The organism is Mesorhizobium sp. WSM4820 (assembly GCF_055811075.1).
Genome location: NZ_JBVVQN010000013.1, coordinates 90407 through 115572 on the forward strand (window position 1 = coordinate 90407; position 25166 = coordinate 115572).

Sequence of the window (25166 nt, forward strand, 5' to 3'; positions counted from 1 at the left end):
GGAACGTTAGCGCGCGCTGATGGTTTTCTTTCAGCAGTGGTTGGCAATGCGACGTCAGAGGCATCCAGTGTTGACCGTCGAAGGAAAATGGATATGGGACAGCTGGTATTGCCGGGATGATCAGGGACTCTGGCATGCCTTCTTTCTGCCGGCCGATCGGTCGCTTGGGAATCCCGAGCTTCGACACTGGAACGTTACCTGGGGCCTCGCCACAAGTCCTGATCTACGCCAGTGGACGTATCGAGGAACGGTTTTCCGGCCGAGCAAAACTCCGTCCTTTGATGATCTGACGATCTGGACCGGCTGCGTTGTGCGGAACGACAGGGGTTCATGGACCGTCTTCTATACCGGGACATCATGCGCTGAAGAGGGCAAGATACAACGGATCGGACGCGCGAGTAGCGCCGATCTAGTCCATTGGAGAAGGCAGGGCCTTGCGCTCGAGCGCACCGGTGAGAATGCCGAGTATTACGAGGGTCGCGTTCCGCGGCGCTGGAAGGACTGCTCGCTGCGGGATCCTTGGGTGATACGTGACCCCGAGGGCTCTGGCTGGCTGATGTATTTCACGGCCCGATCGCCGATGCCATCGGATACCAATGCCTCTGGTGCAATTGGCGTTGCCCATTCGCACGATCTTGTAAATTGGCAGCTTCAGCCTCCGGTTTATGTCGGATCTTTCGGGGAAATCGAGGTCCCCCAAGTCTTCCAGCGGGGCGACAAATGGTTCTGCCTCTTCTGCACACATTCACAATGTTGGTCGGACGAATTCAAGCGCAACTATCCGGGAGAGCCGGTAGCGGGTATCCACTACCTTGCCGCCGATCATCCCTTGGGGCCATGGAAACCGGCGGACGGTCCATTCCTATACGGCACACCCGACTGCGAGATATATGCCGGGCGCCTTCTTACACATGGTGCCCAGGACTATCTACTTGCCTTCATTTCGGGTCCGGAGGAGCGGTTTTCGGGGACAATCTGCGACCCTATTCCAATCCACTTTGACGCGTCCGGAAGATTGGCGTTGGTCGAGCCACGATCTCCAGATCCGCCAACTATTATAGAGTCTCTGGTCTTCGTTCACGTCGGGCGATCTGAAAAATTGGCACGAGCGCGACCCGCTTTCCGCAGGCTTGTCTGCGGCGTCGGTCGAAATGGGCTTTGCAGCGTGAACGCGTCTGGCAGAATTCCCTTTTCGACCTGGCTCCAGGTTACGGGAGCTGCTATCGGAAAGTGTGGTCCGGCTCTTGGCGAATACGCACCGACCGCCGTGTTTCCTCGCCCATTTCGGAGATAATCCAGGAAGATCCGCCCTACGCGGGCGGACGGCGCAGCCGCCAACAGGTAGCGATCGGGATACTTGTTGACCAGCTGCTGCGCCAGCCTGCGTGCATACTGCCTGGCCGCATCGTGGGTGATCGCAGCGTTCAGCGGCGCCATCACATGCACGCCTTTGCCGCCAGTCACCTTCGGCCAGCTGTCGAGTCCTGCTGAACGCAGCATATCGCGGAGCGCCAAAGCCGTGCCGGCAACTAGCTCCCATTCGACTCCTTCGCCAGGATCCAGATCTATTACGAGGTGGTCGGCATGCTCGATATCATCAATGGTGGCGTTCCATGGGTGCAATTCGACCACGCCCATTTCCACCAAGCCAAGAAGCCCATCAAGGTCATCGACCCACAGCCTCACACCTTCGCCACCTTCGCGTTTCTGAACTCGCAGCTGATGCACGGCATCCGGAACTTTGGGCAATCTGCCCTTGTGATAGAACGTGACGCCGTGGGAGTGGCGAACCAGCTTGAGCGGGCGTCGGCCAAGGTGGACGAGCGCCTTCCTCGCTACCTTCGTCCAATATCCGATCAGATCCTCTTTCGAGGGCACGACGGCGTCGGGCAGCAATTGCAGAATGTTTTCGGGCGGGACGCCCAAACTTTCATCGGACGGCGGCCGCTTGCGGGCTAAACGCGGCGCGCGGCTGGTGGGCTCAGATCATCTCGCGCAGCCCCTTGAACACCGCCTCACGCAGCAGTGCCTTGGGCTTGTCTATCGGTTCCGAGAGTGGAGATTTCGCCACAATCAGTGGGTCCAATCGTTCACGCACTTCGCGTGCATCGCGCAGACAGAAGCCGCGAGGGCGCTGCGTGGGCGGAAATGAGAAACAGCGAGGCCAGCCAGCTAAAGGGTAAAGTTCACGACCGGCCGATCAGCCCGGGGCGGAGCATCTCGAGCGCTGTCCTATCCGCCGGCAAAGCAGCAATGAGATTGACCGATAACGAGACCCGGCATAGCCGCGCGAAACCGTTGCAGCCCCAATGCGTGGGGTTGGGCCGCAAGTTACCGGATGAGCCGACAGACCATTGCCTACGGGAGAGGACTGGCAATGGTCTGTTGGATCAGACCGACTTCCAGATTTAGTGTCCTGCTATACCTTTCGGCACCGCGGGCTGTGCTCCCAGTCGCTTAGGTCACTCGATGACTTTGATGATCTTGCGTGTGCCTGGATCAACGACAACGGTCCGGTTGTCGACCATCACGTAACTGTATTTGGTGTCGGGAACTTCATGAAGCTCGACCGTCTCGGGCAGCGTTGAGCCGATATTGAGCTCTATCCCAGGGACCTTCACCGATGCGAGCGGCTGCTTCTTCACATATTCCCTGATGACGGTCTCCTGTTCAGGCTCGATGACTACGTCCTGAGCGGCAGCAGCGCCGATACCTGCCAGCAGCAGAAATCCCGCGGCTGCAGTGGAAAGTCGCATTTTCATAGTTGCCTCCTATGTGAGTCCTCTCGCGCCGAACAGCATCGTCACGCGCGATACTCACCGAACCCGCAGCAGCTGCAAAAGTTCCTTTGGCTGGGAGCTTCGGGCCGATCTCAGACAGGACCCAAGTCTCACTGTTCGCGCAACAGACTGGACATCGCACCATCCGGAACCGCGGCCGCCCGTAGTCGTTGCTCACTGTGAGTTCACGGGAGGAGCCCATGGAAAATAGCGTCCACCAAGCCCACTGGTTACTCGCGCCGGTCTTCCCCGTCTCCATCGCGTTCCTGGCAATTGGAATGGTCGTTAGCTAGGGAATGCGCAGCAAGAGACCACCGCCATTCCTCGATTTGCGGGTGGTCCTGACCACGTCCGCCTAGGCGGGGCCTGTCAGCGGTTCCAAGTTGCGAGGGCGGGCATCACCTCACATCAGAATCTTCAGCAACCCCGTCGAATTTCTTGAGGCCTTCGCTTGGGGGCTTCTGCTTATGAAGTCCCTGTTCTGTTGCAGCCGCCTCGAAGGCGGCGAACGCAGCTTGGTGACTGCGATGTCGGGCCAGGCATTCCTCGATCATTCGGATTGCTTCAAGCCGGGACGGCTTGTCCATGAATGGCCATGGTTGCTGAAGCGCTTTCGCAGCGTCGGCTATCGACGCGACCACCATCGGCCTGTGATTCAGGTAGATTGTAATCGGGACAAACGCCGTCATTTTCGTCGCTTGCCAGGAGTGAAGGCGGTTAAACGCGAAGACATGGCGGTGGTTGCATTGTCGTGAATTCAGGGCGCCGCTGCTCGACGCGAACGGCCATGCCAGGCCCTAACCGCCGCCAAGATCCAGGACGTCGATGCGGTCGAGCAAAGGCGCGAGGCGCCGTTTCGTGGCAGCATGCCCACGTTTCGATAATTGCATGCGTGTAACGCGGCCGACCGTGGAGGGATGGACGTCGAACAGGCGGGTCGGCCTCGGACGCGCTCGCTAGCATTCGTCACTCTTGGCCATTTGTCTTCGTATTGCGCTCAGCTGAGTTCTTGGGCGAGTCCGATGAGGAGCCCTTCAGGCCCACGGATGTAGCAGAGCCGATACGCGTCTTTATACTGGACTACTTCGCCTTCGAGCTGCGCGCCGCGATTGCGGAGCCTTTCAAGCGTCTCGTCGATGTCGTCCACGGCGAACATGACGCGGAGGTAGCCGAAGGCGTTGACCGGGGCGTTCCGGTGATCTGCGACGACAGGCGGCGTGAGGAAGCAGGAGAGCTCGAGCCGGCTGTGGCCGTCCGGTGTGCGCATCATGGCAATCTCGACACGCTGATCGCCCAGTCCAGTGACACGTCCGGCCCATTCTCCCTCGATCGTGGCCCGCCCTTCGAGCTCGAGGCCGAGTTCGCGAAAGAAATCGATCGTCCCTCCGAGATCTTCGACGACGATCCCTACGTTGTCCATCCGCTTGAGCGCCATGTTTCGAATCTCCAGGGTGTCGTTCCCATCTACAAGGTGTCGCCTAGTCTAACAGCGGACACTTGAGTGCCCGCAACACCGATAGATGATGACATGTGGACGTGCGGTCGTGCCCACATGTCTACAATTCTGCGGCCCCAAGGGCATCACGAAACGGATGTGGTGAGAGCGCCACATGCAGCAACCGAACCCGCCGCACGTCGTGCCGATGCGGAGGCGCATGAGCGCGGCCCTACTGATGCCCCGCGAGCCGGTCCATGCGTGCGTTTGCTTCGGCCAAACTAGCCAGCGCTTGCTCGACTTTTTGAGCCGAGGCGTCAGTGCGCTTGATGTGCCGGATCATTTGCTGCCTCAACCGCGCGAGCCTTTCCGCGCGATATACATCGCCGTATCTCGCAGTTTCAAGGTGGAGGGTCGCGAGCCTCATGGGCAACGATTCCGATTATCTAGCAGTAGAAATTCGCGAATCCGCCTTTCGTTCCGATGTCCGACCTTGCCCTCGCAAAGGCTGGCCGGACGGCCGCGACGACTGAGCCGCATCCCTGCCAAAAAAGAGATCGTCCGCTGATGCTGCTCAGTCGACCGCGGGTCCAACCAGACGGTAGCGGAAGTGATTTCGGATGTGGCCGTTGAAGAAGCGGCCCTTGGCGAAGGCGGCTTGGAACTCGGCGAAGGTCTCCGGCGGCACGTCCTCAAACTGGTAGCATACGCTGGCCACGAGCCACACCGGGAGGACTTTGCGCTCCGGATCGTATTCCGTTTTGTGTATCGAGGTCGACGGCATGACGTGACTACTCCAATCAGGGAGAGAGTCCATCTGAAGTTGCCCGCGCCCCACGGAGGGGAAGGACGCGGGCTGATCGGGAGGGGACACCGGTCTTGCAGCACAGAAGATGCTGCAGGAGGCGAACGTCCTGCCTATGCCGGTGTTCCATAGGAAACAAAAAAACCCGCCGCACAGGAGAGCGACGGGGCGATCAAGCGGTCACCGAGCGCGGGTGGGTCGGGATTTGCCCGGTTCGCGGATCGTGGAAAAATCCTAGGCGGCCGGCTGCGTCGCGTCTACCAACCGGCGGTTGGCCGGTTGCTTGTTTGACAGACACGCGCATATGATGGCTGCTTGAAGCGCCGATTGGGCCTTTGCAGCGGCTCGTTGTGCGGGAGGGACGCTATGGCCCAGCAGGAGCAGTGGCAGCTGCAAGGCAGCGCCGCGGAACTCTACCAGCGCTACCTGGTCCCGGCAATCACAGCCCTGTGGGCTGCCGACCTGGTGGATCGTGCTGCGCCTCAATCTGGTGAGCGGGTTCTGGACGTAGCTTGCGGCACCGGCGTGGTGGCACGCTTGGCGGCCGAGCGTATGGGAAGTGGGCAGGTCGTCGGCCTCGACATCAACACGGGCATGCTTGCCGTTGCTCGATCCCTCCCGGCAGGCGCTGGACCGCGTATCGACTGGCACGAGGGAAGCGCGCTCGAAATGCCGTTCCCTGACGCCACCTTCGATCCGGTTCTTTGCCAGCTCGGACTGCAGTTTTCCCGGACCGGTCGAGTGGGCTGCGTGAGATGTTCCGGGTGCTGGTGCCTGACGGCCGACTGGCCTTAAGCGTTTTCAGCGCTATTGAGCGCACTCCTGCGGCAAAGGCGCTGGTGGACGCCTTGGACCGACACCTCGGTCCAGGCGCTTCGGCAACGAAACGGTCCGAGCATTCACTCGCCGATGCGGACGAGCTTTACCGATTGGTGGCCGGGGGCGGGATTTCGTCAGGTGACCATCCACACGACGACACAGAACATCCGATTCCCCTCGTCAAAGGAATATGTGCGACTACAGCTGGCAGCGACTCCGCAGGCAGGGCTGGTCGGCGGAATCGATGCCGGACACCGCGACGCAGTCGTCGCAGCGATTATGGGTGATGTAAGTTCTTCGCTGGCAATCTATTCAACTGGAGGGGAGCTGATGTTCCCCCAAGAGGCTCACGTCGTGCTTGCACGCAAATAGCGCAGCTCACTGTGCGGCATCCGATGTTCAACAGCGTCCACGCAAAGTGAGCCTAATTAGAGGAGGAGCGTAGCAAACTCTCGTCCTTGACAGCAACCCTCGAAGGCCTTCCTTACGTCGTCGGCTGTGCCCTCGCCCTCATGGACGGCCATGCAGGCTTTAACTGCCTTTTTCCACTTAGGTCCCCGCTTGGTCCACTTCATGAATTCCGCAGCGGCAACCTCGACGTTATTCCAGCCGTATGTCAGCCCAGGTCGGTCGGTCTCGATGTTGACCGGAGGGTGAAACCAATGGATGGCCATGATACCTCCTACTCAGGCGAGAGATACATCTCCGCCTCTTTAGCGGCAGCCACGAAAGCCTTTCGGATCACGTGAGGGTCAATCGGATCGCCCTCCAGTGCTGACAGGCAGAGGGTCCACGCCTTGTGCCAGTGAGGTCCTCTCCGGGTCCACGTCTTGAGCTGCTCAAGGGCTGCCCTCGCATTGTTGCAGCCATGCCTGGCACCGTCCGTTTCAGTCTTCACGAACACCGGAGGGACGAACCAAAGGGTTGCCATGACACCTCCTACTCAGGCGACAGATACACGCTCGCCTCCCTGGCAGCCGCCTCAAAGGCTTCACGGACCTCTTGGGGGGACACTCTGCCCTCGAACGCGTCAACGCATGATTGGACCGCTTTCGTCCACCTCGGCCCCTTTGTGTCCCACGCCATGAGTTCCTCGGCGGCTCCCTCAACGTGGCTGACCCCATGGCGAATGCCCGGACGGTTCGCTTTCACGTAGACAGGGGGAGAGAACCAGAGAAGACCCATTAGGGTTAAATTAGGGGATGCTCACATGTTTGGTAGAGGCGGATCACAGCGGCGGCTGGGTTGATTTCTCTGGCCGGCCCGGTCATGCCGTCGCTTACCGCCCCAGCGCTTGTTTCGAGGCCGACAGAAGTTTTTCCTCGTCCACCACTCCGGCCATGTAATTGGCAATAATTCTGGACGCGAGCGTTTCGCGTTGTTGTTCGATTGACCGTCAATCCTCAAGCGATTGAAGACGCGACCAAGTAGCGCCAGCTCGGACCGCTCGGTTACCTTCCCGAAATCCCATTCAACAAAGTCTTTGAAATCGTTCTCGCCAAGTTGCAGTTGAGGAGATCCGATTTTTACGTGACGCAGGCTTTTCGTTTGTTGCCGGCGAGCCGCTCGAGCAACATCTAGCATCAGACGTGGATGTCTGCTTCGATGCAGTGACGAAACATGAACTGGCCGGCCAGAGAGTGATTGCGCCGGCGGATCTGCCGCAAATGCATGCCGGAGGCATGGCCTCAAGCCACTTGTATCTGTCATCCAAGCGCCCGGGGCAGGACATATGAAGACAAAGCCTGCCGAAATTTCGGCCGCCATCAAAAGGTTCTTGTAAGGGGTGGCAGATGCTCATACCGGCCTCGGTTTGCGTTCGCGCCGCTCAGCGTTCGATCTGATGCCTGGGTCATTTTGATGACCGTCACAGTGTTACAAAAAGCCTCGTAAGCTGTTGATTCCATTAGACCAACTCAGAGTTCAATCCTCTCTCGCAGCACCATCTATCCCGTTGAAATCGCTGAGCTCCTTGCTGGTTGGCTTTGCCTGGCAAGCTTCGAAAGGCTGCCCAACAATATCGTTCTGTCCTTACCGATCATCAGCACGCCGCTGTCGGGGGCCAGCAGTGCCGAGAACGGCAACATCGCTGCGCCGATCGGCGAGGCCTCGGGGCCGAATTGCCCCGAGACGATTTCCGGCGCCACGATGCCGATGGCGCTGGTCCGGTTGAACTGGGTCTGAACTCTTGTCAGAAGTTCGAGATGAATAGGCCGCGGCAGGATGCTGTCGAGAACGATTGCCTCGATGTCGATGACGGAGGTGATGGCGATGATTGCCTCGACCAGCGCATTGGCACAGTCGTCGATCCATTCGAACAGCGGCTCGCGCGCCCCCCGCGGCAGCGGATCCAGTTCGCGCACACGATTGATCTCGACACCGCGCGATTTGAGGTGATTGACCAGCACGTAAATCGAGGCACGATGCAGCAGGCTCTGGTAACGCGCCGGCTTGGCCGCCACCGAATCGAGGCTTGAAGGCGAAACCGGCAAAGGACCGAGCGCGGCGCTGTTGCCATGCGGCCCGGTGTGGACCTTGCCGCCTTGCACCAGCCCGCCGCCGACAAAGGTGTCGATCGAAATATGCATGAAGTCGCGGAACCGTGCGCCGGATCCTTGGATCAATTCGGCGAGCGCCGCCGCCGACGCGTCGTTTTCGACGAAAACCGGGATCCTTGGCTTTGTAGCGAAGAATGTCGTCAGATCGATTGCTTCCCAGCGGCTTCCAAGGTCATTGGGAAAGCCGAGTTCTTCGCTCCAGCCGCCGAGGAAATACGGCGAAGCGATGCCGATACCGACGATGCTGGCGTCGCCAAGCCCGTCGACCAGTTTTTCGAAATTGGCCAGCGACATATTGCCGGCCTTGAGCACCAGGTCGGGGTCCGGAAAGCGATATTCGTGCGACCCGCGCGAGCGAACTTCGCCGGCGAAGTCGACGAGGACGGCTTCCAGCGCGCGCCGGCCGATCTTGATACCGACGCTGTAGATGCGCTCTGCTGTAAGTCGGTAGAGAGTGGACGGCGATCCGCGTTGCCCGAACCTTTTCCCCACTTGCTTTATGAATCCCGACGACTCCAGTCCGTCGACAATGGTTGCTACCGCGGCCGGCGTCAGATTCGCGGCGCGCGCCAGATCGGACTTGGATGCCTCCTTCAGACGGCGGATGGCATCAAGCACGAACCGCTCGTTGTAATGCCGAACCTTGACGGAATTGCTGCCTTTTCCGGACAAAACCGGTGCCTCCCCATTCATTTTCGCAGAGCCACTCTAGCCGATCATCACAGCTCTGAAGCTGCTGCGATCGAGGCACTCCAGCCGCCCCAGTGCGCTCGCGACAGTGCCCGTCAGTGCCATGGAAGTCAATTTTCCAGTTGCGGCTTTAGGGCATTTAATATAGCAAATTGAAAAAAACAACCAGCTGGGAGGGAGGATGCTGCAGTTGGGCGCATTAGGCGAGGCCAATGCCGTGGTGAAGAGGGACGCGGCGGTCCCCGTTGCCCTGGTTCAGGCGACGAAGGCCTTCGGCGGCACGATTGCCCTCAGGGACGCGTCCTTCGAATTGCGCGCTGGCGAGGTGCTGGCCCTGCTTGGCGAAAACGGTGCCGGCAAGAGCACCTGCGTGAAATTGCTGGCCGGCGTGCATGCCCCTACAGGCGGCCATGTCGAGGTCGATGGCAAGCCTGTGGTCTTCCACACGCCGCATGATGCCCAGGCAGCCGGCATTGCGGTCATGCACCAGCATCCTGGCCTGTTCCCCGATCTTTCGGTCGCCGAAAATATCTATCTCGGCCATATGCCGCGCGATCGCTTCGGCGGCATCGACAACGCCGCCATGTATGCCGGCGCGCGCAAGGTGCTGGCGACGGTCGGCCTCGACGTGTCGGCCGAAACCCGGCTCGGAACGTTGCGCACCTCCGAACAGCAACTGGTCGAGATCGCCCGGGCGTTGTCGCTCGACGCGCGGGTGCTGATCATGGACGAGCCGACCGCCGCGCTGTCGCAGCGCGAGGTCGAGCGGCTGTTCACCGTCGTTGCCGATCTCAGGCTGCATGGCGTGGCGATGATGTTCGTCGGACATCGCATGGATGAGATATTCCGCATCGCCGACCGCATCGCGGTGCTGCGCGATGGGCGCCTCATCGGCGTCAAGTCGAAGACCGAACTTGGCCGCGCGGCCGCCATCACCATGATGGTGGGCCGCGAAGTGACCGACCTCTATCCGGAACGAAACCACGCCACCGGCGCGCTGGTGCTGGAGGCGAGGGGGCTTTCGCACGCCAGCGGTTTTTCCAGCATCGACCTCAAGCTCCACGCCGGAGAGGTGCTTGGGCTCGGCGGCCTGGTCGGCAGCGGGCGGACCGAGATCGCGCGCGTGCTGTTCGGCATCGACCAGCCTGATGCCGGCGAAATCCTGATCGACGGCGAAACCGTGCGCTTCGCATCGGCTCGCGACGCCATGGATGCGCGCATCGCCTATGTCTCGGAAGACCGCATGGGCCAGAGCCTGGTGATGGATTTTTCTATCCTCGACAACGCGGTGCTGCCCGTCCTCGACAAGGCCGCTCGCTCCGGCCTTTACGGCACCGACCGCGCGATCGATCTGGTTTCGGCTTGGCTGAAGCGCATGAAGCTTCGCTTTTCCGGATACGGGCAGCCGGTGAAGGACCTGTCCGGCGGCAACCAGCAGAAGGTGGTGCTGGCCAAATGGCTGCGCACCGAGCCGCGCGTCCTCATCCTCGATGAGCCGACGCAAGGCATCGATGTCGGCACCAAGGCGGAAGTGCATGCGATGATCGCCGATCTCGCCGCGCAGGGCATGGCTATCATCCTGATCTCCTCCGAAATGCCCGAGCTCATCGGCATGTGCGACCGCATCATCGTCCTGCGCGAAGGCCATCGGACGGCCGAATTTGCCAGGGGCGAGGCCACCCAGGAAAAGGTGCTGGAGGCTGCGACGAAGGCCGGCGAAAACGCCGACCCGGCAGCACAGGCGGAACGCGCCGCCGGCGCGGCGAGGAAAAAAGGACCGCTCGACATGCTGAAGCGGCGGGAGTTCGGCCTGCTCGCCGCGATGCTGGCGGTCGCCATCCCGGTCACCATGATCAACCCGCGCATGGTGAGTGCGGCGAACCTGACCGCCGTGTCGATGGATGCCGCTCTGCTGGTGGTGGCAGCACTCGCTCAGATGCTGGTGCTGATCACCCGCAACATCGACCTTTCGATCGCCGCGGTGATTGGCCTTTCGGCCTACATGGCGGCCAGCATGGTTCAGGCCTATCCGGGGCTCGACATCGGCATCGGCCTCGTAACCGCATGCGCGGTCGGTGGTGTCGCCGGCCTGATCAACGGCCTCGTCGTCACCAGGGGAGGGATCCCGGCCATCGTCGTGACACTGGCCTCGATGTCGATCTTTCGTGGCTTCAACTCGATCTGGGCAGCCGGCGACCAGATCAGCGCCGACGAAGTAACGCAAGCCTGGCTCGACATGACCGGCCACAAGATCGCCGGCGTGCCGCTGATCGTCGCCATCGCGATCGTCATCCTGTGCCTGGGCTACGTGCTGCTCTATCGCACGGCGATCGGACGCGAACTGTTCGCTGCTGGCTCCAATCCGGACGGCGCGCGTCTTATCGGCATCCCGGTCGACCGACGCATTCTGCTGGCCTTTGGCATGGCCGGCCTGCTCGGCGGCCTGTGCGGCGCGCTGTGGGCATCGCGCTATGCGACCATCGACGCCCGCGTCGCGCTCGGTTTCGAACTCACGGTGATCGCATCGGCGGTGGTCGGCGGCGTCGCCATCCGCGGTGGTTCGGGCACGCTGCTCGGCATCATCCTCGGAGCGCTCACGCTGCTGGTCATCAAGAACGGTCTGACGCTGGTGCGCGTCGACCCGCTATGGCTACAGGGCGTCTACGGCCTGGTGATCCTGGTCGCCATCGGTATCGATACCTTCATCGTGCGGCGCGCGGATCAGGCCAGGCAGGCGAGGGCGAGATGAAAAAGTTCCTCCGTTCGATCGACTTCTGGGATCTGCTGCTGGCGACTTCTTGCCTGGCCATCTTTCTCTACGCGGCGATCTTCGTGCCGAATTTCGTTTCCGGGTTCAATCTCTCGCAACTGGCCGCGAGCGCCTCGGAAAAGGCGTTGCTGATCCTGCCGATGACGCTGCTCATCATCACCCGCGAAATCGACCTGTCGATCGCCTCGGTGCTGGCGCTGACGTCCGTCATCTTTGGCTTACTGGTCCAGACGGGCGTGCCGACGCTTGCTGCAATCCCGCTGACGCTCATCGCTGGCGGCTTGCTCGGCGCTTTCAACGGCTATCTGGTGTCGGGCCTTGGACTGCAGTCGTTGGTGGTGACGCTCGGCACCATGGCGCTCTATCGAGGTATCGGCTACATCCTGCTTGGCACCGGCTCGGTCAACATTTTGCCGCCGGCGGTCGTCGATTTCGGCATCAACAACCTGCCAGGGACCCAGATACCCTGGACCATCGTACCCTTCTTGGTGCTGGCGCCGGTGTTTGCGGTCGTGCTGCAGAAGACGCCGACCGGCAAGCGCATCTATGCGCTGGGCGGCAGCCCCGAAGTGGCGCGCTATTCCGGTATCAACACGGGCCGGATGGTGCTGAAACTGTTCGTCGTCTCGGGCATCGTCGCCGCCATCGCCGGCATCGTCTATACCGCGCGCCTCTCCAACGCGCGCGCCAACAATGCGCTCGGCATGGAACTCGATGTCATCACCATTGTTCTGCTCGGCGGCGTCAGCGTCTTTGGCGGCAAGGGTCGCCTGACCGGCGTCATGCTGGCGCTGGTCCTTATCGCCATCATCCGTAACGTGCTGGCGCTCAGCCAGATCGGCGGCGACGCGCAGGGCATGATCATCGGCATGCTGCTTATCGGTTCTCTGCTCGTCGGCAATTACTGGCGCTCCACACAGGAGCGGCTCAGCAGATCCCGCGCAATGCGCGAGACAAAGGGGTGATCTCGGGCCCCTTCCTTCAAGCCCGAATTTGACGGAGGAGTCACAATGAAAGCGTTTAGATTAGCCCTGTTCGCATCCGCGGTTCTGCTCGCGCCAACCTCGCTGGCCTTCAGCCAGGAGTGCGCCAAGGAACCCGTAACGGTCGGTTTTCTGCCCAAGCTCGACACAGACCCCTACTTCAAAGTGGCCTTTGAAGGCGCACAAGAGGCAGCGAAGGAAATTGGCGGCACTGCTACCCAGGTCGCCCCATCGCAGGCGACTGCCGAGGCGCAGATCGAATTCATCAACAGCCTCGTGTCGCAGAAGGTCGGGGTGATCGCAATTGCCGGCAACGACGCCAATGCCGTCGCGCCTGCGCTGAAGCGCGCCGTTCAGCAGGGCGTCAGGGTAATTTCGTATGACTCCGATGTGGCCGCCGATGCCCGCGCGGTGTTTGTCAATCAGGTCAAGGGCGACAGCCTCGCCGAAATGATGCTGGAAAGTGCATTCGCCCTCAGCGGCGGTGAAGGCGAATTCGCGATCCTGTCGTCGACGCCGACGGCGACCAATCAGAACGCCTGGATCGACTTCATGAAGGCGAAGATGGCTGCAGAGCCGAAGTTCTCCAAAATGAAGCTGGTGCAGGTCGCCTATGGCGAAGAAAGCGAACAAATCAACCAGCAGCAGGCGCTGGCGCTGGTCCAGGCCTTTCCGGATCTCAAGGTGATCATCGTCCCGGCAGGCATTGGCCTTCCGGCGGCGGCGCGTGCACTCGAGGAGGCGGGCATGATCGGCAAGGTCAAGTTGACCGGCCTCGCGCCGGCCACTCTGATCTCGAAATACATCAAGGACGGAGCGGCTCAGGATATCTGGTGGAACGTCACCGATCTTGGCTATCTTACCTATCAGACAGCCCAGGCGCTTGCGCAGTGCAAGATCACCGGCAAAGAGGGTGAGAAGTTCACAGCAGGCAGGCTCGGCGAGTACACGATTGGCGCCGGCGGCGAACTGATCCTTGGTCCGGCCAAGATCGTGACCCCCGACAACCTGGCCGAGTTCGAGTTCTGACCCTGTAAAGCTCAAGCCCAAGGGGGGCGCCGGGTCGATCCGGCGCCCTTTCTAAACCCTCTCGAACGAAAACAGTGCGGGGCGCGGCAATGAAGATGTTGCTTGCAGGCGAAACTTTTTCAGCGACGACGTCGGTCGCCATCGGCAGTGATGTGCTTACAAGTGCGACCTCGACAAATGGTGCGACCGCTTTTAACGCCGCGTTGGCCGCCGAAGGCATCGTCGTCACGCAGATCGGCGGCGAGCGCTGCGCCGCGGAGTTTCCCTATGAGCTTGATGCGCTCGCCCAATATCAGGCAGTGGTGATCTCCGATGTCGGCGCGCTGACATTGCTGGTCACGCCGGATGCCCGCGCCGGGCGTGTCGGCGTCAACCGCCTCGATCTGCTCAAGGCCTATGTCGAAGGCGGCGGAGGGCTGATGCTGGCCGGCGGTTACATGGGCTTTCAGGGCATGTTCGGGACGGCGCGGTTCCATGACACCTCTGTCGAAGACGTGCTGCCGATCCGCTGCCTGCCGTTTTGCGATGGCATGGAGGTGCCGCAAGGCCTCCACGCCTCGATCCTGCAGTCGTCCCATCCGATTTTTTCCGGGGTGGAGGGGCCGTTGCCGCCCATCCTCGGCATGAACAAGCTGGAATTCAGGCAGGACGGCTCGTCCCGCCTTCTGGCGACCTGCCAATATCGCGGCACAGACTGGCCGCTCCTTGCCGTTCGCAGCCATGGCCGTGGCCGCGCGATTGCTTGGGCGACCGATATCGGCCCGCATTGGCTCTCGCAGGATTTTCTCGGATGGCCGCTCTACGGAAAACTGATGGCGAACATGGTCCGTTGGCTCGCCGGCAACGAATAAGAAAGTCGGATGCCGGGTTAGACAGTAGCGGCAACCCGGAATATTTGGAACAAATTTACGAGCGAGCGATCAAATAAGTCGAACTTGCGAGCCCCCCGTGGGGACCTGCCTTCAATGAAACAAGCAAGGAACCCGAACCAAGATGCGTATTCCGCCAGCCGAGCGCGCTCATAAGTTCTGTAGCAAGTGTGACGCTGTCACCCCGTGGAATACATACGATCGCTGCTTGGTATGCCAGCGCCAACGCAGCCAAGCTTATGCTGAGAGGAAGAAGGCGAGCGGCGGCGCGTTCTCCCAGGCAGTAAGAACCCGCCTCATTGCCGAGAACCCAGAGCGGTGTCCGAAGTGTCTAACGCTCTGGTCGCAAGTCAAACCCCACGCGCAACATCCAAACACACCATGGCACTTCGATCATCACGTTTCGCCCCAGCGCGGCGGCACGAACGCCGATGAGAACGCGCGCATCCTGTGTTGGCCATGCAATCTGGAGAAGCTCAACTCTTGAGCTGAGTAAGGAATGTCCGCATGGGCAGGGTCCATCGGACGTTCGTCCAGGCACCTCGATCCACAGCTGCGCAGGGTTGCGCCCGGTTGTGGCACGCACAGTATGTTCGCTGACGAAGCCAGCGCGCAAGTATGCGCAAAAGTGCGCCGGATCGACCGCCGCCACCTTGTCTCAGCTTTAAGTTCGGCCCCGGTGGCGCAGGTTTTGCCAATCGCGTGTTTGCAGCCTATGCTTCGATATCGGCCGCCAGTGCTGCGGATGCAGCCGACAGTAAGAGGGTACGTGCTCTTGCCCGTCCGGGAGAGAGAGAGCCGTGTCCCTTCCTTGCAATCATCTGCTGAAAGCCCTCTCCCCAGAGGATTTCGCGCTGCTGCGGCCGTCAATGCATCATGTCCAACTGGACCTCAAAGCCCAGCTGGAGGTGCCGTATCAGCCGATCGAGCATGTGTATTTTCCAGAGGCGGGTATCGCTTCGGTGGTCGCCACCATGACTGGGGGGCGGCAGAGTGAGGTCGGGATCATTGGCTATGATGGCATGACAGGCGTTGCCGTCATTCTCAGCCAGGACAGCTCTCCCAACGAAACCTACATCCAGGTCGCAGGCAATGGCTGGTGCCTGCCGGTTGAGAATCTTCGTGCTGAGGTGGCAAAGAGCCAGTCGCTTCGCGCGTCGCTGCTTGCCTATGCCCACGCCTTCCTTGTCCAGTCGTCGCGGACGGCACTGGTCAACGGCCATTCGAAAATCGAGGAACGGCTGGCCCGCTGGTTGCTGATGGTCCACGACCGGACCGAGGGCAACAAGATCCAGCTGACGCATGAATTCCTGGCGACCATGCTCGGCTCTCGGCGCCCCGGGGTTACCACCGCCCTGCAAATGCTTGAATATCGCGGGCTGGTTCACGCCAGGCGCGGCGAGATCACGATCGTCGACCGTGCCGGAATGATAAAGCTCACACATGGCGCCTATGGCGACGAGGAGCAACGTCACTTCGGCTAACGCATGTCGCGCACAAGCATGCGCCTCGGGCCTGACCCAGGGCCTGACCCGAGGGTGTGCAGCGGTTTTGCGATAGCGACATGCATAAAAACAAAGCGCGTCGCATGAGGCCGGTCAAACGCGACGCGCTCCGCCTGATTGTCCGATATCAGACATAAGCTTGAAGGTCGCCGCATGTTAGACGAAAGTCGTAGTGTTGGCAGGGAGGAACTGTTGATGAGCCACACTTTTCACACAGTCACCGTTGAAGGCGCGACAGAGGCCTATGTCCTTTCCAGAGGCAAGGCTCGGTATCTCTCGATCGCGCAGGCGATCCGCGCCATTCGAACGCTGATGCCGGCTTGCAAGGCCACCAACCACGAGTTGGAGGAGATGCTGGCGGCGGCATGCGTCGTGCACGGCGTGCCCGTTGCCTTCGACGCCAAAACAGCCGATGGCCTGGAACCACGGCTCCATTCGTAGGCCGGAAATGTCCGCGCCGCTGCAGAAGCCAAATTCATTGGATGTTCGGCAAGCGATTGTCCGCTACCTGATCGATCATGTCGACAATCCGAGCGTCTCGATAGTCGAAGTGACCATCGCCGTGAGGAAGATGTTTCCACTTTGCGAACTCACGGATTGGCAAATTGGCGATCTCATTGCGCGAAGCGCCATCGACGCGGGATTTGCGATCGATTTCGATGCGGCCCCCTGGACGGAAACTAGCTAAGCTAGACGCCTCTGGGTAGCAGCATAGTGGCGTTACGGTTTCGCGCAGTCGCCTCGCACAGCTGATGCTGGGGTCAATCCTGAGCGGGAGCCTGCTATAATCCCGTATGGCCGCTCGCATAGTGGTTATCCTGGCGCTGCTTTCCGCCTTCGCCTACGGCTTCGCAAAACTCGTGGAACGTTATGGCGACGCCGGCGACAGGCCCTCTGCGTGTGAAACATGGCCACAGCCTGATTGTCCAGTCCCAAACGCGCCGCCTCAAGAAGAAACCAGGCCTTGAGCGGGCTTTCGCGGGCGTCGCCAAACATCGGCGTTGATAGGCCGTGGCAGCCGGTTCCCGCACCGCCGGTGGAACAAGAATTGCTCCGCATCGTTGAGATGGCTAGGCAACCCGCCGCGGCAGCAATCAAGCACCGCAGCTACAGGTTGCTTGGAGGCTATTATGGGAAAGCAACTTACATTGGCTGCGGCAGGCATGCTTCTGCTCGTCGGTGTCAGCGCCGCTGCCGCTCAGGACGTCATTATTCAACCCGAGCATGACACCGTGATCCGCGAATACGTGAAAAAGAAACCGGTGGCATCACTCAGCCTTCCCGGCGTCGAGCTCAACATCGGCACAGCTTTGCCCGAAACAGTCGAGCTTTACGAGGTGCCGGACGTTCAGTACCGCTACGTCGTCATCGAGGGCCGAACTGTCCTGGTCGATCCAGGTACCCGCAAGATTGTGAAGGTCTACGACTGACGTGACCCCTCGCGCTGAAGCCCGTCATGCCGAAAGGCGCGGCGGGCTGGGGCCTTCCCGATATCCCGATGGCGCTGAGATAGAAGGTGCAATATCGCGCTGGAACGGTCATGCAACGGCGTGATTGCCCAATGCGCAAAATCCCGACAGACACCGGCGAGCAAACTCCCGCGAACAGTTGCGAGACGTATTAGGATACGCTGATTTTATTGATGCTGGTGATTGCCGGCTTCCCTCACCACCTTGACCTCCACCGTCATGCCGAGAAAGCTCGACGCGCTGCCGCAGTAGCTTCCCGAAAGTGGGATGGCTTGCCCAGGATGCCTGGCCACAGCCACCCTGATCAGATCCCGGTTCCCGACAATGCCGTTGGTGGGATCGAACTCGACCCAACCCGCGCCAGGCAAATAGACCTGGCACCAGGCATGCGTCGACCCGCCGCCGACGACAGAACCGCTGTCGCGGCTCGGCACATAGACATAACCGGTCACAAACCGGGCGGCAAAACCGAGCGAACGAACCGCTTCCATCATGAACAGCGCAAAGTCCCGGCATGTGCCTCGACGCAGGTGCAAGGTCATCAGAGGCGGTTGCGTCCCTGATTCAGTTCGACGCGAATAAACAAAGCTCTCGTGTATGGCGTAGCAAAGCGTCATCAGCAATTTGCCCGTCTCGGTGCGCCCTTTGGCGCTCACGAACTGTCGTGCCCATTTGCCGATCTCGTCGCCATCATCGAGGTGATGGCGCTCGATGGTTTGGCTGAGGTCGGTTGCCTCGTCGGAATCATAGGAAAATGGATAGCTGAGTGCTGCGTCATCGATACGGAAATCAGGCGCATGCTGCGGCGTGTGATCGAGCCGGATGTCTGTCACGAAACGCAGTTCGTCGCCCGAGCCGTTGAAATCGATTACCGCAACGCAGTTTCCGAAAACGTCGTGGATCCAGCCAATTTCTTTCGGCTCGGGGTCGACAAACAGGCCGTGATCCAGAAGTCGCTGATCGAAACTGTCGCGCGGCCTGAACATCAGCCGGTGCTCGCCGAACGTCACCGGCTGCGTATAGCGATAGACGGTCGTGTGCTTGACTGAAAAGATCGGCATTGGCTTGCGTCGACCACCTGCGATATCAGCGCCATCATATAATCTTTTTTGATGTGCAGCGGACAAAATGGGGCTGCCCCTCAAGACGGCCGTATCAGGCGGATCGATGAACAGATCGGCACGGCTAGCGCCGAAGTGATCCTCCATGCTGGCCCGCTGCTCTTGGTTCCGTTGGCAGCATGGCCGCGAAAAAAGCAGCGGACTTGCGCCGCAGGCCTTTTGCAATCTCTAATTGGTAGACTCTCTCAAGGCCGGGGAAGTTAATCCTTGCGCCGGGGAGGGGGCCAAGGCGAGGAACGTCGCAAACGGGAGGAAGCAATGAATGAGGACTACGAACTGGCCATAGACCACGACAAGCCTTACGAAATAGCTGCTTTCGCTAAAAAGCACGGCCTTACGACAAGGGCTGCCGAACTGATCCTTTTCGCCTATAGCCCGTCCCGAGCGGCGTGCGATACTGCCGCAACGGCTTTCCTTACCGCCGTCGCCGTGCAAGCCAAGAGACAAGCGGCGCGCTAGCTCCGAAAACCGGGAGCGACAGCTGGCACAGATCAACTCACCACCGTCGCATGCACCACATTTGCGAGCGTGAATTTGGATGATGCCGAGGCTGCGCCGATCGACGGCGCAGCCTGGATATTGAAGACTCAGGTGAGGCTTCTGGACCAGTCGTCTACCTGGCGCTCTGCCTCTTCCTTGGCGATTCCATACCGCTCCTGAATGCGTCCTGCGAGTTGGTCACGATTGCCCTCGATGCGATCAAGGTCATCGTCGGTAAGGTCGCCCCATTGCTCCTTGGCCTGGCCTTTGAACTGCATCCATTTTCCCTTGATTTGATCCCAGTTCATGAATTCCTCCTTTGTTGTCTAGAGGAAATGCAACTGGACACCACATGTTCCCAAACAGCGGATCGCCATGACGATTATTGCCGATGACGATTGTCATTGGCGACGCGGCAAACACGCCGCCGGCCGGAGCCAGCGGCGCGAATTGGAGCAGGACGGGAACGATCCGCGTCTTGAAATCACACTCGCCGGAAAGGTCCCTCAGCCGGATCAGCTGGCGCGCGCCAAGGCTATCGATATGACGTTGTCTGCATCCGCCCCCGGCAGATCGAACAGCATCGGAAGTTGGCGGGTCATGGCCATTTCAACGATCAACTCTTCGATGGAAGCTGTCGGCAGATCGGTCTCGAGACTATTCGAGATCATCGAGGCAAGCTTGTGGACTGGCACGGGTGCCGACTTCGCACGGTCGTCGAGCAACCTGCTGATTTCGATTACAACGTCTGCGTCAATGCTCTTTGGCAATTCGCGCATGGCTTTTCCTCCCTGCCCATATCATGCGCGTGCCTGAGGGCTGAGTCTCGAAAAATCGACGTATGGACTTAACCAGATACGTGCTTCGACCCGATTGCTTTGGCCGGGCGCTCGGGCCTGCGGCGAAAAAGCGAACTGCATTGGTGTCGCATGCGGCAACGAATTCGCCCGTTTTGCGTTGGCCAATCGTACATCGTCAGCAAACGTGACCAAAGGAGAGTAAGCATGGCAGCCGACGCGGCGAAGCTCTATCCTCGCCACCGGGATCGGATTTCTGGCAGCGAGGATTATGTGGTAAGGCATTTTGCCCGGCAAAACGGCATCACCCCGGCGCAAGTCCATCAGTTGATCAGGAGATACGGAAGCGACCGTGCCAAGCTGGTGGCTGCGGCGAAGGAACTTCGCATGTCGCTGCGACCGGCCAAAGCCATGCTCGCCTCAGGGCGCCGCGCCGGGCGTTTTAGCGCCGGTGTCGATGCCGGGAATGGCTTCGGGAGGCAGTGAGCAACCGGCTGAAAAAAATTCGAGACTTCGTTTTCAGACTTTTCGATCATGGCCGCCGTGGCTGGCTTCTGCTCGCGTTTTGCTTGCTTCAATGGTCGCCTCCAGATCGGACCGGCTGCCATATCGAACCGAGTAGGCTCGCGTAAATTCGGCGCCCAACAGAAAGATCTCGGACGAATAAAAGACCCACAGCAGCACGACGAGCAGTGCGCCGGCTGCCCCGTATGACGATGCGACGGCGCTGGTGCCGATATACCAGCCGATCAGCGACTTGCCGATCGTGAAGAGAAGCGCCGTTGCTACGGCGCCGACGCCGACGTCGCGCCATTGCAGGGCGCGGTCGGGCAGGACCTTGTAGATTGCCGCAAACAACAGCGCGATAAGCGCAAACGAAACGATCCCGTTGATAGCGCTGAGGATGAGGGTGCCAAAGGGCAGATAAGCGTTGATGATATCTGCAAGCGCCGATATTGCCGCGCTTACGACCAGGGACACCAGCAGCAGAAAGCCAAGCGCCGCGACCAGACCCAGGCTGGCAGCTCGTGCCCGCACGAGACGTGAAATCGATGTGCCGCCCGGTTTGACTTTCCAGATCTCGTTCAGGGCAACCTGCATTTCGCCGAACACGCCGGATGCGGTAACCAGCAGCGTAACGAGCCCCAAAATGCTCGCCAGAGTTCCCGCCTCCTTGTGTGCTGCGTTCTCGATTGTCGCTTGCAGGAGCTCGGCGCTCTGCGGACCCATCAGGCCCGCCATCTGGGCCGAAAGCGCCAGCTGTGCCGCATCGTTTCCGAAGGCCATGCCTGCGATGGCGACGACGATGAGCAGGATCGGCGGGAGCGAGGTCGTGGCATAGAACGCCATCGCCGCCCCGTGGCTCAAGGCATTGTCATTGATGAAGCCGACGATGCTCTCCCTAAGGAGTGTCCAGGCCTCTTTCGCCACATCCCACATGTTTGCCTCGCCTGCTTCTCAAGCAAATAGAGGCAGCACCGCGGCGGACCAGAGCGTGGCAGGTCGCAACCTCTAGGATTGGCTGAAACACCCCTCCACTTCGTCATCCTGGGGCGGAGCAAGGAGCGAAGCGACGCGGCGCAGACCCTAGGATGACGAAGGCGTGGCAGAGCAATCAGATGACCGATCCTGGCTTGTTTGGCGCGACCTGTCCGGCGGCTCTTTTTGTGAGACCGTCCTGCGTCGGGAAGGCCGCGAATGCCGCGATGGCCAGATAGATCGGAATCCCCAATTCGAGGATTTCCTCGAACACTGCCGAGGTATCGTTCCGGGCAACATGTATGCCGAGAAATGTGAGATTTGACGGCGCCCCGTCGATGACCTTCGAAAGGACGGCGCAACCGATAGCGGCGGCAATGGCAACGGCAGTCGCCTCGCCGTGGCGAAGCCCTTGCACAAAGCTACGGAGGCCGTCTTTGAGGAGAAAATAGAAGGCAATGGCGAGGGCGATAACGACCGTCGCGCCGATCAGCTTTTCCAACAGCGGAACGTCAGGCGAAATGTAGAGGGTGGTCTTGGTGATGTTGTGGGTGGTGAAATGCGCATGGAAGTCCAACTCGCGCAGGCACATCGCGATCGCTATGGCGACGAGATACCAGCGCTTGAGCAACTCCCGATAGGACATTTCCCGCACAAGCGTCGCCACGACGATCAGGTAACCGGCGGCCGAGAAGACTTCGATGGGACCGCCCTCGCTGAGGTAGAACTTCCTGATATCTTCGGGAAGAAAGGCGAGCGGCAGGGCGATGAGAAAGACGAGCACCAGCAGCGCAAGGCCCATTTGAATGAAATAGTGGCCCTTGCCGTAACCGATCTTTCTTTCATCCCATGCCATATGTGTCTCGCCCATCTGTCTTGTGCCGGTTCTCTATTAATCGTGATTTCACTCAATTTGAAAGACTGGACCGTTGTCAAGTTGCCGCATCGTAATGCCCGGCCACCTGTCGGTGCCCTGACGGCGTAAGCGCGGCGAACCTGCCGGGGCAAAGTGCGGCGTTGGCTGTACTGTCCAGACGTGTCTTTGCAGCCATCAGCGAGACGACCCATTCGCTCACGCCACTGACCAGCCGCCATCGACCAGTACATTCGCGCCAGTGATCATTGACGCGGCGGGCGAGGCCAGGAACACCACCGTGCCGGCGACATCGATCGGATCACCGATGCGGCCGAGCGGGATGTGCCCAAGCACATGTGCATGAAAGTCCGGATCGGCGAGCGAGGGCCGTGTTCCGTCGGTCCAGATGAAGGTCGGCGCGACGCTGTTGACGGTGATCTTGTGCTGCGCCCATTCGGCCGCGAGGCAGCGGGTGAGGTGGTTTATCGCCGCCTTGGTCATGCAGTAGATCGCTTCGCCCTTCAGCGTCACTGTGCCGGCCTGCGAACTGATGTTGATGATGCGTCCGGATTTCTGCTTGATCATCAGCCGTCCGACCGCCTGGGTGGTGAAGAACGTGCCCTTGAGGTTGACGTTCACGGTGAGGTCGAAATCCGCTTCGGTCACGTTCTCCGCCAGGTTTTCGGGCCCGAGCCCGACATTGTTGACCAGAACGTCTATGCGGCCGAAGGCGGCGTGGGCGTCGGCGACCGCTTTTCGCACCGTCGCCAGATCGGTGAGGTCCATCTGTACCGCCAGCGCGCGCCGGCCGATGCGCTCGATCTCGGCGGTGATATCCGCGCCGTCGGCAGCGCTGCGAACGCCAACGATCATGTCGGCGCCAGAGCCGGCGCAGGCGAGCGCGCAAGCGCGCCCGATGCCGCGCGAGGCGCCGGTGACCAGCGCCACCTTGTCAGCCAGATCGAATTTCGGCGTGAACTCGTTTGTCATCTCAACCTCCCTGAGAGCCCTGTCGGGGCGCCGCCCGACAGGGCGGTCTCCTCATCTCTGAACAGTAACTGGGAAGACTATCCGCTCGCGGCGCGAAAGCCAGCCGCAAGAAATTGACGACGGCGGCCGGTTTCGTTGGCAAAAGGCTGCCGTTCCCTGCTATTCCCCTTCAGATCAAAAGCAGTGGACTTGCGCATGACCAATGTCGCCTTGACTGGGCTTGCCCGCGATCTCGCCAAGCGTGCCGCGGAAGGCCGACCGGTGCGCATCGGCGTCATCGGCTCCGGCGAGATGGGCACCGACCTGGTGACGCAAGGCATGCTGATGCCGGGCATTTCGGTGTGCGCCGTCTCGACTCGCCGCCCGCACACCGCGCGTGATGCCATCCGCATCGCCTATGGCGATGAGGCGATGGCGCGCGAGGCCGATACGCCGTCGAAGCTCAGCGAGGCGATAGAGAGCGGAAAAATAGCCATCACCTCGAACGAGATGCTGGTCACCAATCCGCTGATCGAAATCGTCATCGACGCCACCGGCAAGCCCGGTGTCGCCGCCGATTTCGACCTGATGGCGATGCAGCACGGCAAGCATCTGGTGATGATGAATGTCGAGGCCGACGTCACCATCGGCTGTTATCTGAAGCAGCAGGCCGACCGCCTCGGCGTCGTCTATTCGGTCGGCGCCGGTGACGAGCCGTCGAGTTGCATGGAACTGATCGAGTTCGCCTCCGCGCTCGGCTACACCATCGTCTGCGCCGGCAAGGGCAAGAACAACCCGCTCAACCACGACGCCATCCCTGACGACTATCGCGCGGAAGCGCTGCGCCGCAACATGAACCCGCGCATGCTGGTCGAGTTCGTCGACGGCTCGAAGACCATGGTCGAGATGTGCGCCATCGCCAACGCCACCGGGCTGGTGCCCGACATTGCCGGCATGCACGGTCCCAAGGCCGACCGCGATGAATTGGCCAAGGTGCTCATCCCGCGCGCCGACGGCGGCATCCTGTCGAGGAAGGGCGTCGTCGACTACACAATCGGCAAAGGCGTGGCGCCCGGCGTGTTCGTCATCGTCGAGGCCACGCATCCGCGCATCATCGAGCGCATGGACGATCTGCATATCGGCCATGGACCCTATTACAGCTTCTTCCGGCCCTATCATCTGACCTCGCTGGAAGTGCCGCTCACCGCCGCGCGCATCGCGCTCTATGGCAAGCCGGACATGGTGCCGCTGCCGAGGCCGGTTGCCGAGGTCTGCGCCGTGGCCAAGCGCGATCTGGCGGCGGGAGAGACATTCGACGCCATCGGCGAGACCTGCTACCGCTCCTGGACGATGACTGTCGAGGAGGCCCGCGCCAACCGCGCCGTGCCGGTCGGCCTGCTCGAAGGCGGCAAGGTGCTGAGGCCGGTCAGCAAGGGCGAGCTGCTGACATCAGCCAATGCCGCGCCCGACCCGACCACCAGGTTGTTCGCCTTGCGCCGGCTGCAGGACGAGATGCTGTACGGGGCGGGGTAGTGCGCAGAATTTTGATGCCGGCGGGACAGCGCGCCCCTCTGTCCTGCCCTCTTTGCCAAAACTTGGGATCTCCCCCACTTGGGGGGAGATCGGGCGTCACGCCGGCTTTCGCCTATCTCCAACATCGCAGTGGTGAGTGGACCGCCGAAGCTGCCAATCTCCCCCCTTGTGGGGGAGATGTCCGGCAGGACAGAGGGGGCGCCGTAGAGCGCTGTATCC

At 60.7% G+C, this 25166-nt stretch carries 27 protein-coding genes and 2 pseudogenes; 14 read left to right on the plus strand and 15 right to left on the minus strand.

Features of this window, described 5'->3' with window-relative positions; all coding sequences use genetic code 11:
- Positions 1-46: 46 nt before the first annotated feature.
- A pseudogene (locus AC0L2R_RS21205) lies at positions 47-706 on the plus strand (glycoside hydrolase family 68 protein); the annotation flags it as partial.
- 371 nt (positions 707-1077) lie between these two features.
- On the opposite strand, the pseudogene ligD reads toward AC0L2R_RS21205, so the two are convergent.
- The 5 genes and pseudogenes from ligD to AC0L2R_RS21230 form a co-directional block, all read right to left on the minus strand.
- Positions 1078-2125 (minus strand): annotated as a pseudogene (ligD, locus tag AC0L2R_RS21210) (non-homologous end-joining DNA ligase); the annotation flags it as partial.
- A 337-nt stretch (positions 2126-2462) separates the two neighbouring features.
- Entirely contained in the window at positions 2463-2762 is a 300-nt protein-coding gene (locus AC0L2R_RS21215) for a DUF1236 domain-containing protein (RefSeq protein ID WP_091597134.1), read from the minus strand.
- Between the two features lie 416 nt (positions 2763-3178).
- Complete coding sequence (locus AC0L2R_RS21220; RefSeq protein WP_473511333.1) at positions 3179-3469, minus strand: DUF982 domain-containing protein; 291 nt, start codon at positions 3467-3469, stop codon at positions 3179-3181.
- A 308-nt stretch (positions 3470-3777) separates the two neighbouring features.
- Positions 3778-4215, minus strand: coding sequence for a VOC family protein (locus AC0L2R_RS21225; protein WP_473511334.1), 438 nt, complete (start codon positions 4213-4215; stop codon positions 3778-3780).
- Positions 4216-4789: 574 nt separating this feature from the next.
- Positions 4790-4999, minus strand: a complete 210-nt coding sequence (locus tag AC0L2R_RS21230) for a KTSC domain-containing protein (protein WP_473511335.1) — start codon at positions 4997-4999, stop codon at positions 4790-4792.
- Between the two features lie 387 nt (positions 5000-5386).
- Between AC0L2R_RS21230 and AC0L2R_RS21235 the strand changes: the two genes are divergently transcribed.
- A complete protein-coding gene (locus AC0L2R_RS21235; RefSeq protein WP_473511337.1) occupies positions 5387-5815 on the plus strand; it encodes a methyltransferase domain-containing protein in 429 nt (142 codons plus the stop codon).
- 452 nt (positions 5816-6267) lie between these two features.
- On the opposite strand, the gene AC0L2R_RS21240 is transcribed toward AC0L2R_RS21235, so the two are convergent.
- The 4 genes from AC0L2R_RS21240 to AC0L2R_RS21255 all read right to left on the minus strand — a co-directional run bounded on the left by AC0L2R_RS21240 (position 6268) and on the right by AC0L2R_RS21255 (position 9069).
- Positions 6268-6513 (minus strand): DUF982 domain-containing protein, encoded by a 246-nt coding sequence (locus AC0L2R_RS21240; protein WP_473511339.1) that lies wholly within the window; start codon positions 6511-6513, stop codon positions 6268-6270.
- An 8-nt stretch (positions 6514-6521) separates the two neighbouring features.
- Positions 6522-6770: a DUF982 domain-containing protein gene (locus AC0L2R_RS21245; RefSeq protein WP_353682288.1), complete on the minus strand. Its 249-nt coding sequence runs from the start codon at positions 6768-6770 to the stop codon at positions 6522-6524.
- 8 nt (positions 6771-6778) lie between these two features.
- Entirely contained in the window at positions 6779-7024 is a 246-nt protein-coding gene (locus AC0L2R_RS21250) for a DUF982 domain-containing protein (protein WP_127205724.1), read from the minus strand.
- A 761-nt stretch (positions 7025-7785) separates the two neighbouring features.
- The gene (locus AC0L2R_RS21255; protein WP_473511341.1) at positions 7786-9069 is read right to left on the minus strand and encodes an ROK family transcriptional regulator; all 1284 of its coding nucleotides are present in this window, start codon (positions 9067-9069) and stop codon (positions 7786-7788) included.
- Positions 9070-9268: 199 nt separating this feature from the next.
- Between AC0L2R_RS21255 and AC0L2R_RS21260 the strand changes: the two genes are divergently transcribed.
- From AC0L2R_RS21260 to AC0L2R_RS21300, 9 genes are all read left to right on the plus strand, one after another.
- The gene (locus AC0L2R_RS21260) at positions 9269-11836 is read left to right on the plus strand and encodes an ATP-binding cassette domain-containing protein (protein WP_473511343.1); all 2568 of its coding nucleotides are present in this window, start codon (positions 9269-9271) and stop codon (positions 11834-11836) included.
- Positions 11833-12822: an ABC transporter permease gene (locus tag AC0L2R_RS21265; RefSeq protein WP_473511345.1), complete on the plus strand. Its 990-nt coding sequence runs from the start codon at positions 11833-11835 to the stop codon at positions 12820-12822. Before AC0L2R_RS21260 ends, AC0L2R_RS21265 begins: the two co-directional genes overlap by 4 nt.
- A gap of 45 nt (positions 12823-12867) precedes the next feature.
- Positions 12868-13869, plus strand: coding sequence for a rhamnose ABC transporter substrate-binding protein (locus tag AC0L2R_RS21270; RefSeq protein ID WP_473511347.1), 1002 nt, complete (start codon positions 12868-12870; stop codon positions 13867-13869).
- A gap of 89 nt (positions 13870-13958) precedes the next feature.
- Complete coding sequence (locus tag AC0L2R_RS21275) at positions 13959-14720, plus strand: glutamine amidotransferase (protein ID WP_473511348.1); 762 nt, start codon at positions 13959-13961, stop codon at positions 14718-14720.
- A 142-nt stretch (positions 14721-14862) separates the two neighbouring features.
- Positions 14863-15225 carry an HNH endonuclease gene (locus tag AC0L2R_RS21280; protein WP_139172623.1) on the plus strand — a complete coding sequence of 121 codons (363 nt, stop codon included), beginning with the start codon at positions 14863-14865 and terminating at the stop codon, positions 15223-15225.
- Positions 15226-15538: 313 nt separating this feature from the next.
- Entirely contained in the window at positions 15539-16222 is a 684-nt protein-coding gene (locus AC0L2R_RS21285; protein ID WP_473511350.1) for a Crp/Fnr family transcriptional regulator, read from the plus strand.
- Between the two features lie 216 nt (positions 16223-16438).
- Complete coding sequence (locus AC0L2R_RS21290) at positions 16439-16684, plus strand: hypothetical protein (protein ID WP_436798460.1); 246 nt, start codon at positions 16439-16441, stop codon at positions 16682-16684.
- A 7-nt stretch (positions 16685-16691) separates the two neighbouring features.
- Positions 16692-16931, plus strand: a complete 240-nt coding sequence (locus AC0L2R_RS21295) for a hypothetical protein (RefSeq protein WP_091595132.1) — start codon at positions 16692-16694, stop codon at positions 16929-16931.
- Between the two features lie 442 nt (positions 16932-17373).
- The gene (locus AC0L2R_RS21300) at positions 17374-17673 is read left to right on the plus strand and encodes a DUF1236 domain-containing protein (RefSeq protein WP_077379707.1); all 300 of its coding nucleotides are present in this window, start codon (positions 17374-17376) and stop codon (positions 17671-17673) included.
- Between the two features lie 206 nt (positions 17674-17879).
- Here AC0L2R_RS21300 and AC0L2R_RS21305 read toward each other — a convergent pair whose 3' ends face one another.
- A complete protein-coding gene (locus tag AC0L2R_RS21305; RefSeq protein ID WP_473511352.1) occupies positions 17880-18773 on the minus strand; it encodes a transglutaminase family protein in 894 nt (297 codons plus the stop codon).
- 318 nt (positions 18774-19091) lie between these two features.
- Here AC0L2R_RS21305 and AC0L2R_RS21310 point away from each other — a divergent pair, with 318 nt between their 5' ends.
- Positions 19092-19292 carry a hypothetical protein gene (locus AC0L2R_RS21310; RefSeq protein WP_473511354.1) on the plus strand — a complete coding sequence of 67 codons (201 nt, stop codon included), beginning with the start codon at positions 19092-19094 and terminating at the stop codon, positions 19290-19292.
- Positions 19293-19420: 128 nt separating this feature from the next.
- Here AC0L2R_RS21310 and AC0L2R_RS21315 read toward each other — a convergent pair whose 3' ends face one another.
- Together AC0L2R_RS21315 and AC0L2R_RS21320 are read right to left on the minus strand one after the other, a co-directional pair.
- Positions 19421-19621, minus strand: a complete 201-nt coding sequence (locus AC0L2R_RS21315) for a CsbD family protein (RefSeq protein WP_023800267.1) — start codon at positions 19619-19621, stop codon at positions 19421-19423.
- A 207-nt stretch (positions 19622-19828) separates the two neighbouring features.
- Positions 19829-20092, minus strand: coding sequence for a hypothetical protein (locus AC0L2R_RS21320; RefSeq protein ID WP_027155567.1), 264 nt, complete (start codon positions 20090-20092; stop codon positions 19829-19831).
- A gap of 225 nt (positions 20093-20317) precedes the next feature.
- Here AC0L2R_RS21320 and AC0L2R_RS21325 point away from each other — a divergent pair, with 225 nt between their 5' ends.
- Entirely contained in the window at positions 20318-20596 is a 279-nt protein-coding gene (locus AC0L2R_RS21325) for a DUF3606 domain-containing protein (protein ID WP_473511355.1), read from the plus strand.
- A 33-nt stretch (positions 20597-20629) separates the two neighbouring features.
- On the opposite strand, the gene AC0L2R_RS21330 is transcribed toward AC0L2R_RS21325, so the two are convergent.
- From AC0L2R_RS21330 to AC0L2R_RS21340, 3 genes are all read right to left on the minus strand, one after another.
- On the minus strand, positions 20630-21550 hold the full coding sequence (locus AC0L2R_RS21330; protein WP_473511357.1) for a YihY/virulence factor BrkB family protein: 921 nt from the start codon (positions 21548-21550) through the stop codon (positions 20630-20632).
- 175 nt (positions 21551-21725) lie between these two features.
- Positions 21726-22445 carry a hypothetical protein gene (locus AC0L2R_RS21335; protein WP_473511359.1) on the minus strand — a complete coding sequence of 240 codons (720 nt, stop codon included), beginning with the start codon at positions 22443-22445 and terminating at the stop codon, positions 21726-21728.
- 216 nt (positions 22446-22661) lie between these two features.
- A complete protein-coding gene (locus AC0L2R_RS21340) occupies positions 22662-23435 on the minus strand; it encodes an SDR family NAD(P)-dependent oxidoreductase (RefSeq protein WP_091595146.1) in 774 nt (257 codons plus the stop codon).
- Between the two features lie 195 nt (positions 23436-23630).
- Between AC0L2R_RS21340 and AC0L2R_RS21345 the strand changes: the two genes are divergently transcribed.
- Entirely contained in the window at positions 23631-24947 is a 1317-nt protein-coding gene (locus AC0L2R_RS21345; protein ID WP_473511361.1) for an NAD(P)H-dependent oxidoreductase, read from the plus strand.
- Positions 24948-25166: the final 219 nt, after the last annotated feature.

Excerpts from the sequence above, each read along its gene's own strand:
- AC0L2R_RS21215 (WP_091597134.1), bottom strand. The coding sequence starts at position 2,762 with ATGAAAATGCGACTTTCCACTGCAGCCGCGGGATTTCTGCTGCTGGCA.
- AC0L2R_RS21220 (WP_473511333.1), bottom strand. The coding sequence starts at position 3,469 with ATGACGGCGTTTGTCCCGATTACAATCTACCTGAATCACAGGCCGATG.
- AC0L2R_RS21225 (WP_473511334.1), bottom strand. The coding sequence starts at position 4,215 with ATGGCGCTCAAGCGGATGGACAACGTAGGGATCGTCGTCGAAGATCTC.
- AC0L2R_RS21230 (WP_473511335.1), bottom strand. The coding sequence starts at position 4,999 with ATGCCGTCGACCTCGATACACAAAACGGAATACGATCCGGAGCGCAAA.
- AC0L2R_RS21235 (WP_473511337.1), top strand. The coding sequence starts at position 5,387 with ATGGCCCAGCAGGAGCAGTGGCAGCTGCAAGGCAGCGCCGCGGAACTC.
- AC0L2R_RS21240 (WP_473511339.1), bottom strand. The coding sequence starts at position 6,513 with ATGGCCATCCATTGGTTTCACCCTCCGGTCAACATCGAGACCGACCGA.
- AC0L2R_RS21245 (WP_353682288.1), bottom strand. The coding sequence starts at position 6,770 with ATGGCAACCCTTTGGTTCGTCCCTCCGGTGTTCGTGAAGACTGAAACG.
- AC0L2R_RS21250 (WP_127205724.1), bottom strand. The coding sequence starts at position 7,024 with ATGGGTCTTCTCTGGTTCTCTCCCCCTGTCTACGTGAAAGCGAACCGT.
- AC0L2R_RS21260 (WP_473511343.1), top strand. The coding sequence starts at position 9,269 with ATGCTGCAGTTGGGCGCATTAGGCGAGGCCAATGCCGTGGTGAAGAGG.
- AC0L2R_RS21265 (WP_473511345.1), top strand. The coding sequence starts at position 11,833 with ATGAAAAAGTTCCTCCGTTCGATCGACTTCTGGGATCTGCTGCTGGCG.
- AC0L2R_RS21270 (WP_473511347.1), top strand. The coding sequence starts at position 12,868 with ATGAAAGCGTTTAGATTAGCCCTGTTCGCATCCGCGGTTCTGCTCGCG.
- AC0L2R_RS21275 (WP_473511348.1), top strand. The coding sequence starts at position 13,959 with ATGAAGATGTTGCTTGCAGGCGAAACTTTTTCAGCGACGACGTCGGTC.
- AC0L2R_RS21280 (WP_139172623.1), top strand. The coding sequence starts at position 14,863 with ATGCGTATTCCGCCAGCCGAGCGCGCTCATAAGTTCTGTAGCAAGTGT.
- AC0L2R_RS21290 (WP_436798460.1), top strand. The coding sequence starts at position 16,439 with ATGAGCCACACTTTTCACACAGTCACCGTTGAAGGCGCGACAGAGGCC.
- AC0L2R_RS21295 (WP_091595132.1), top strand. The coding sequence starts at position 16,692 with ATGTCCGCGCCGCTGCAGAAGCCAAATTCATTGGATGTTCGGCAAGCG.
- AC0L2R_RS21300 (WP_077379707.1), top strand. The coding sequence starts at position 17,374 with ATGGGAAAGCAACTTACATTGGCTGCGGCAGGCATGCTTCTGCTCGTC.
- AC0L2R_RS21305 (WP_473511352.1), bottom strand. The coding sequence starts at position 18,773 with ATGCCGATCTTTTCAGTCAAGCACACGACCGTCTATCGCTATACGCAG.
- AC0L2R_RS21310 (WP_473511354.1), top strand. The coding sequence starts at position 19,092 with ATGAATGAGGACTACGAACTGGCCATAGACCACGACAAGCCTTACGAA.
- AC0L2R_RS21315 (WP_023800267.1), bottom strand. The coding sequence starts at position 19,621 with ATGAACTGGGATCAAATCAAGGGAAAATGGATGCAGTTCAAAGGCCAG.
- AC0L2R_RS21320 (WP_027155567.1), bottom strand. The coding sequence starts at position 20,092 with ATGCGCGAATTGCCAAAGAGCATTGACGCAGACGTTGTAATCGAAATC.
- AC0L2R_RS21325 (WP_473511355.1), top strand. The coding sequence starts at position 20,318 with ATGGCAGCCGACGCGGCGAAGCTCTATCCTCGCCACCGGGATCGGATT.
- AC0L2R_RS21330 (WP_473511357.1), bottom strand. The coding sequence starts at position 21,550 with ATGTGGGATGTGGCGAAAGAGGCCTGGACACTCCTTAGGGAGAGCATC.
- AC0L2R_RS21335 (WP_473511359.1), bottom strand. The coding sequence starts at position 22,445 with ATGGCATGGGATGAAAGAAAGATCGGTTACGGCAAGGGCCACTATTTC.
- AC0L2R_RS21340 (WP_091595146.1), bottom strand. The coding sequence starts at position 23,435 with ATGACAAACGAGTTCACGCCGAAATTCGATCTGGCTGACAAGGTGGCG.
- AC0L2R_RS21345 (WP_473511361.1), top strand. The coding sequence starts at position 23,631 with ATGACCAATGTCGCCTTGACTGGGCTTGCCCGCGATCTCGCCAAGCGT.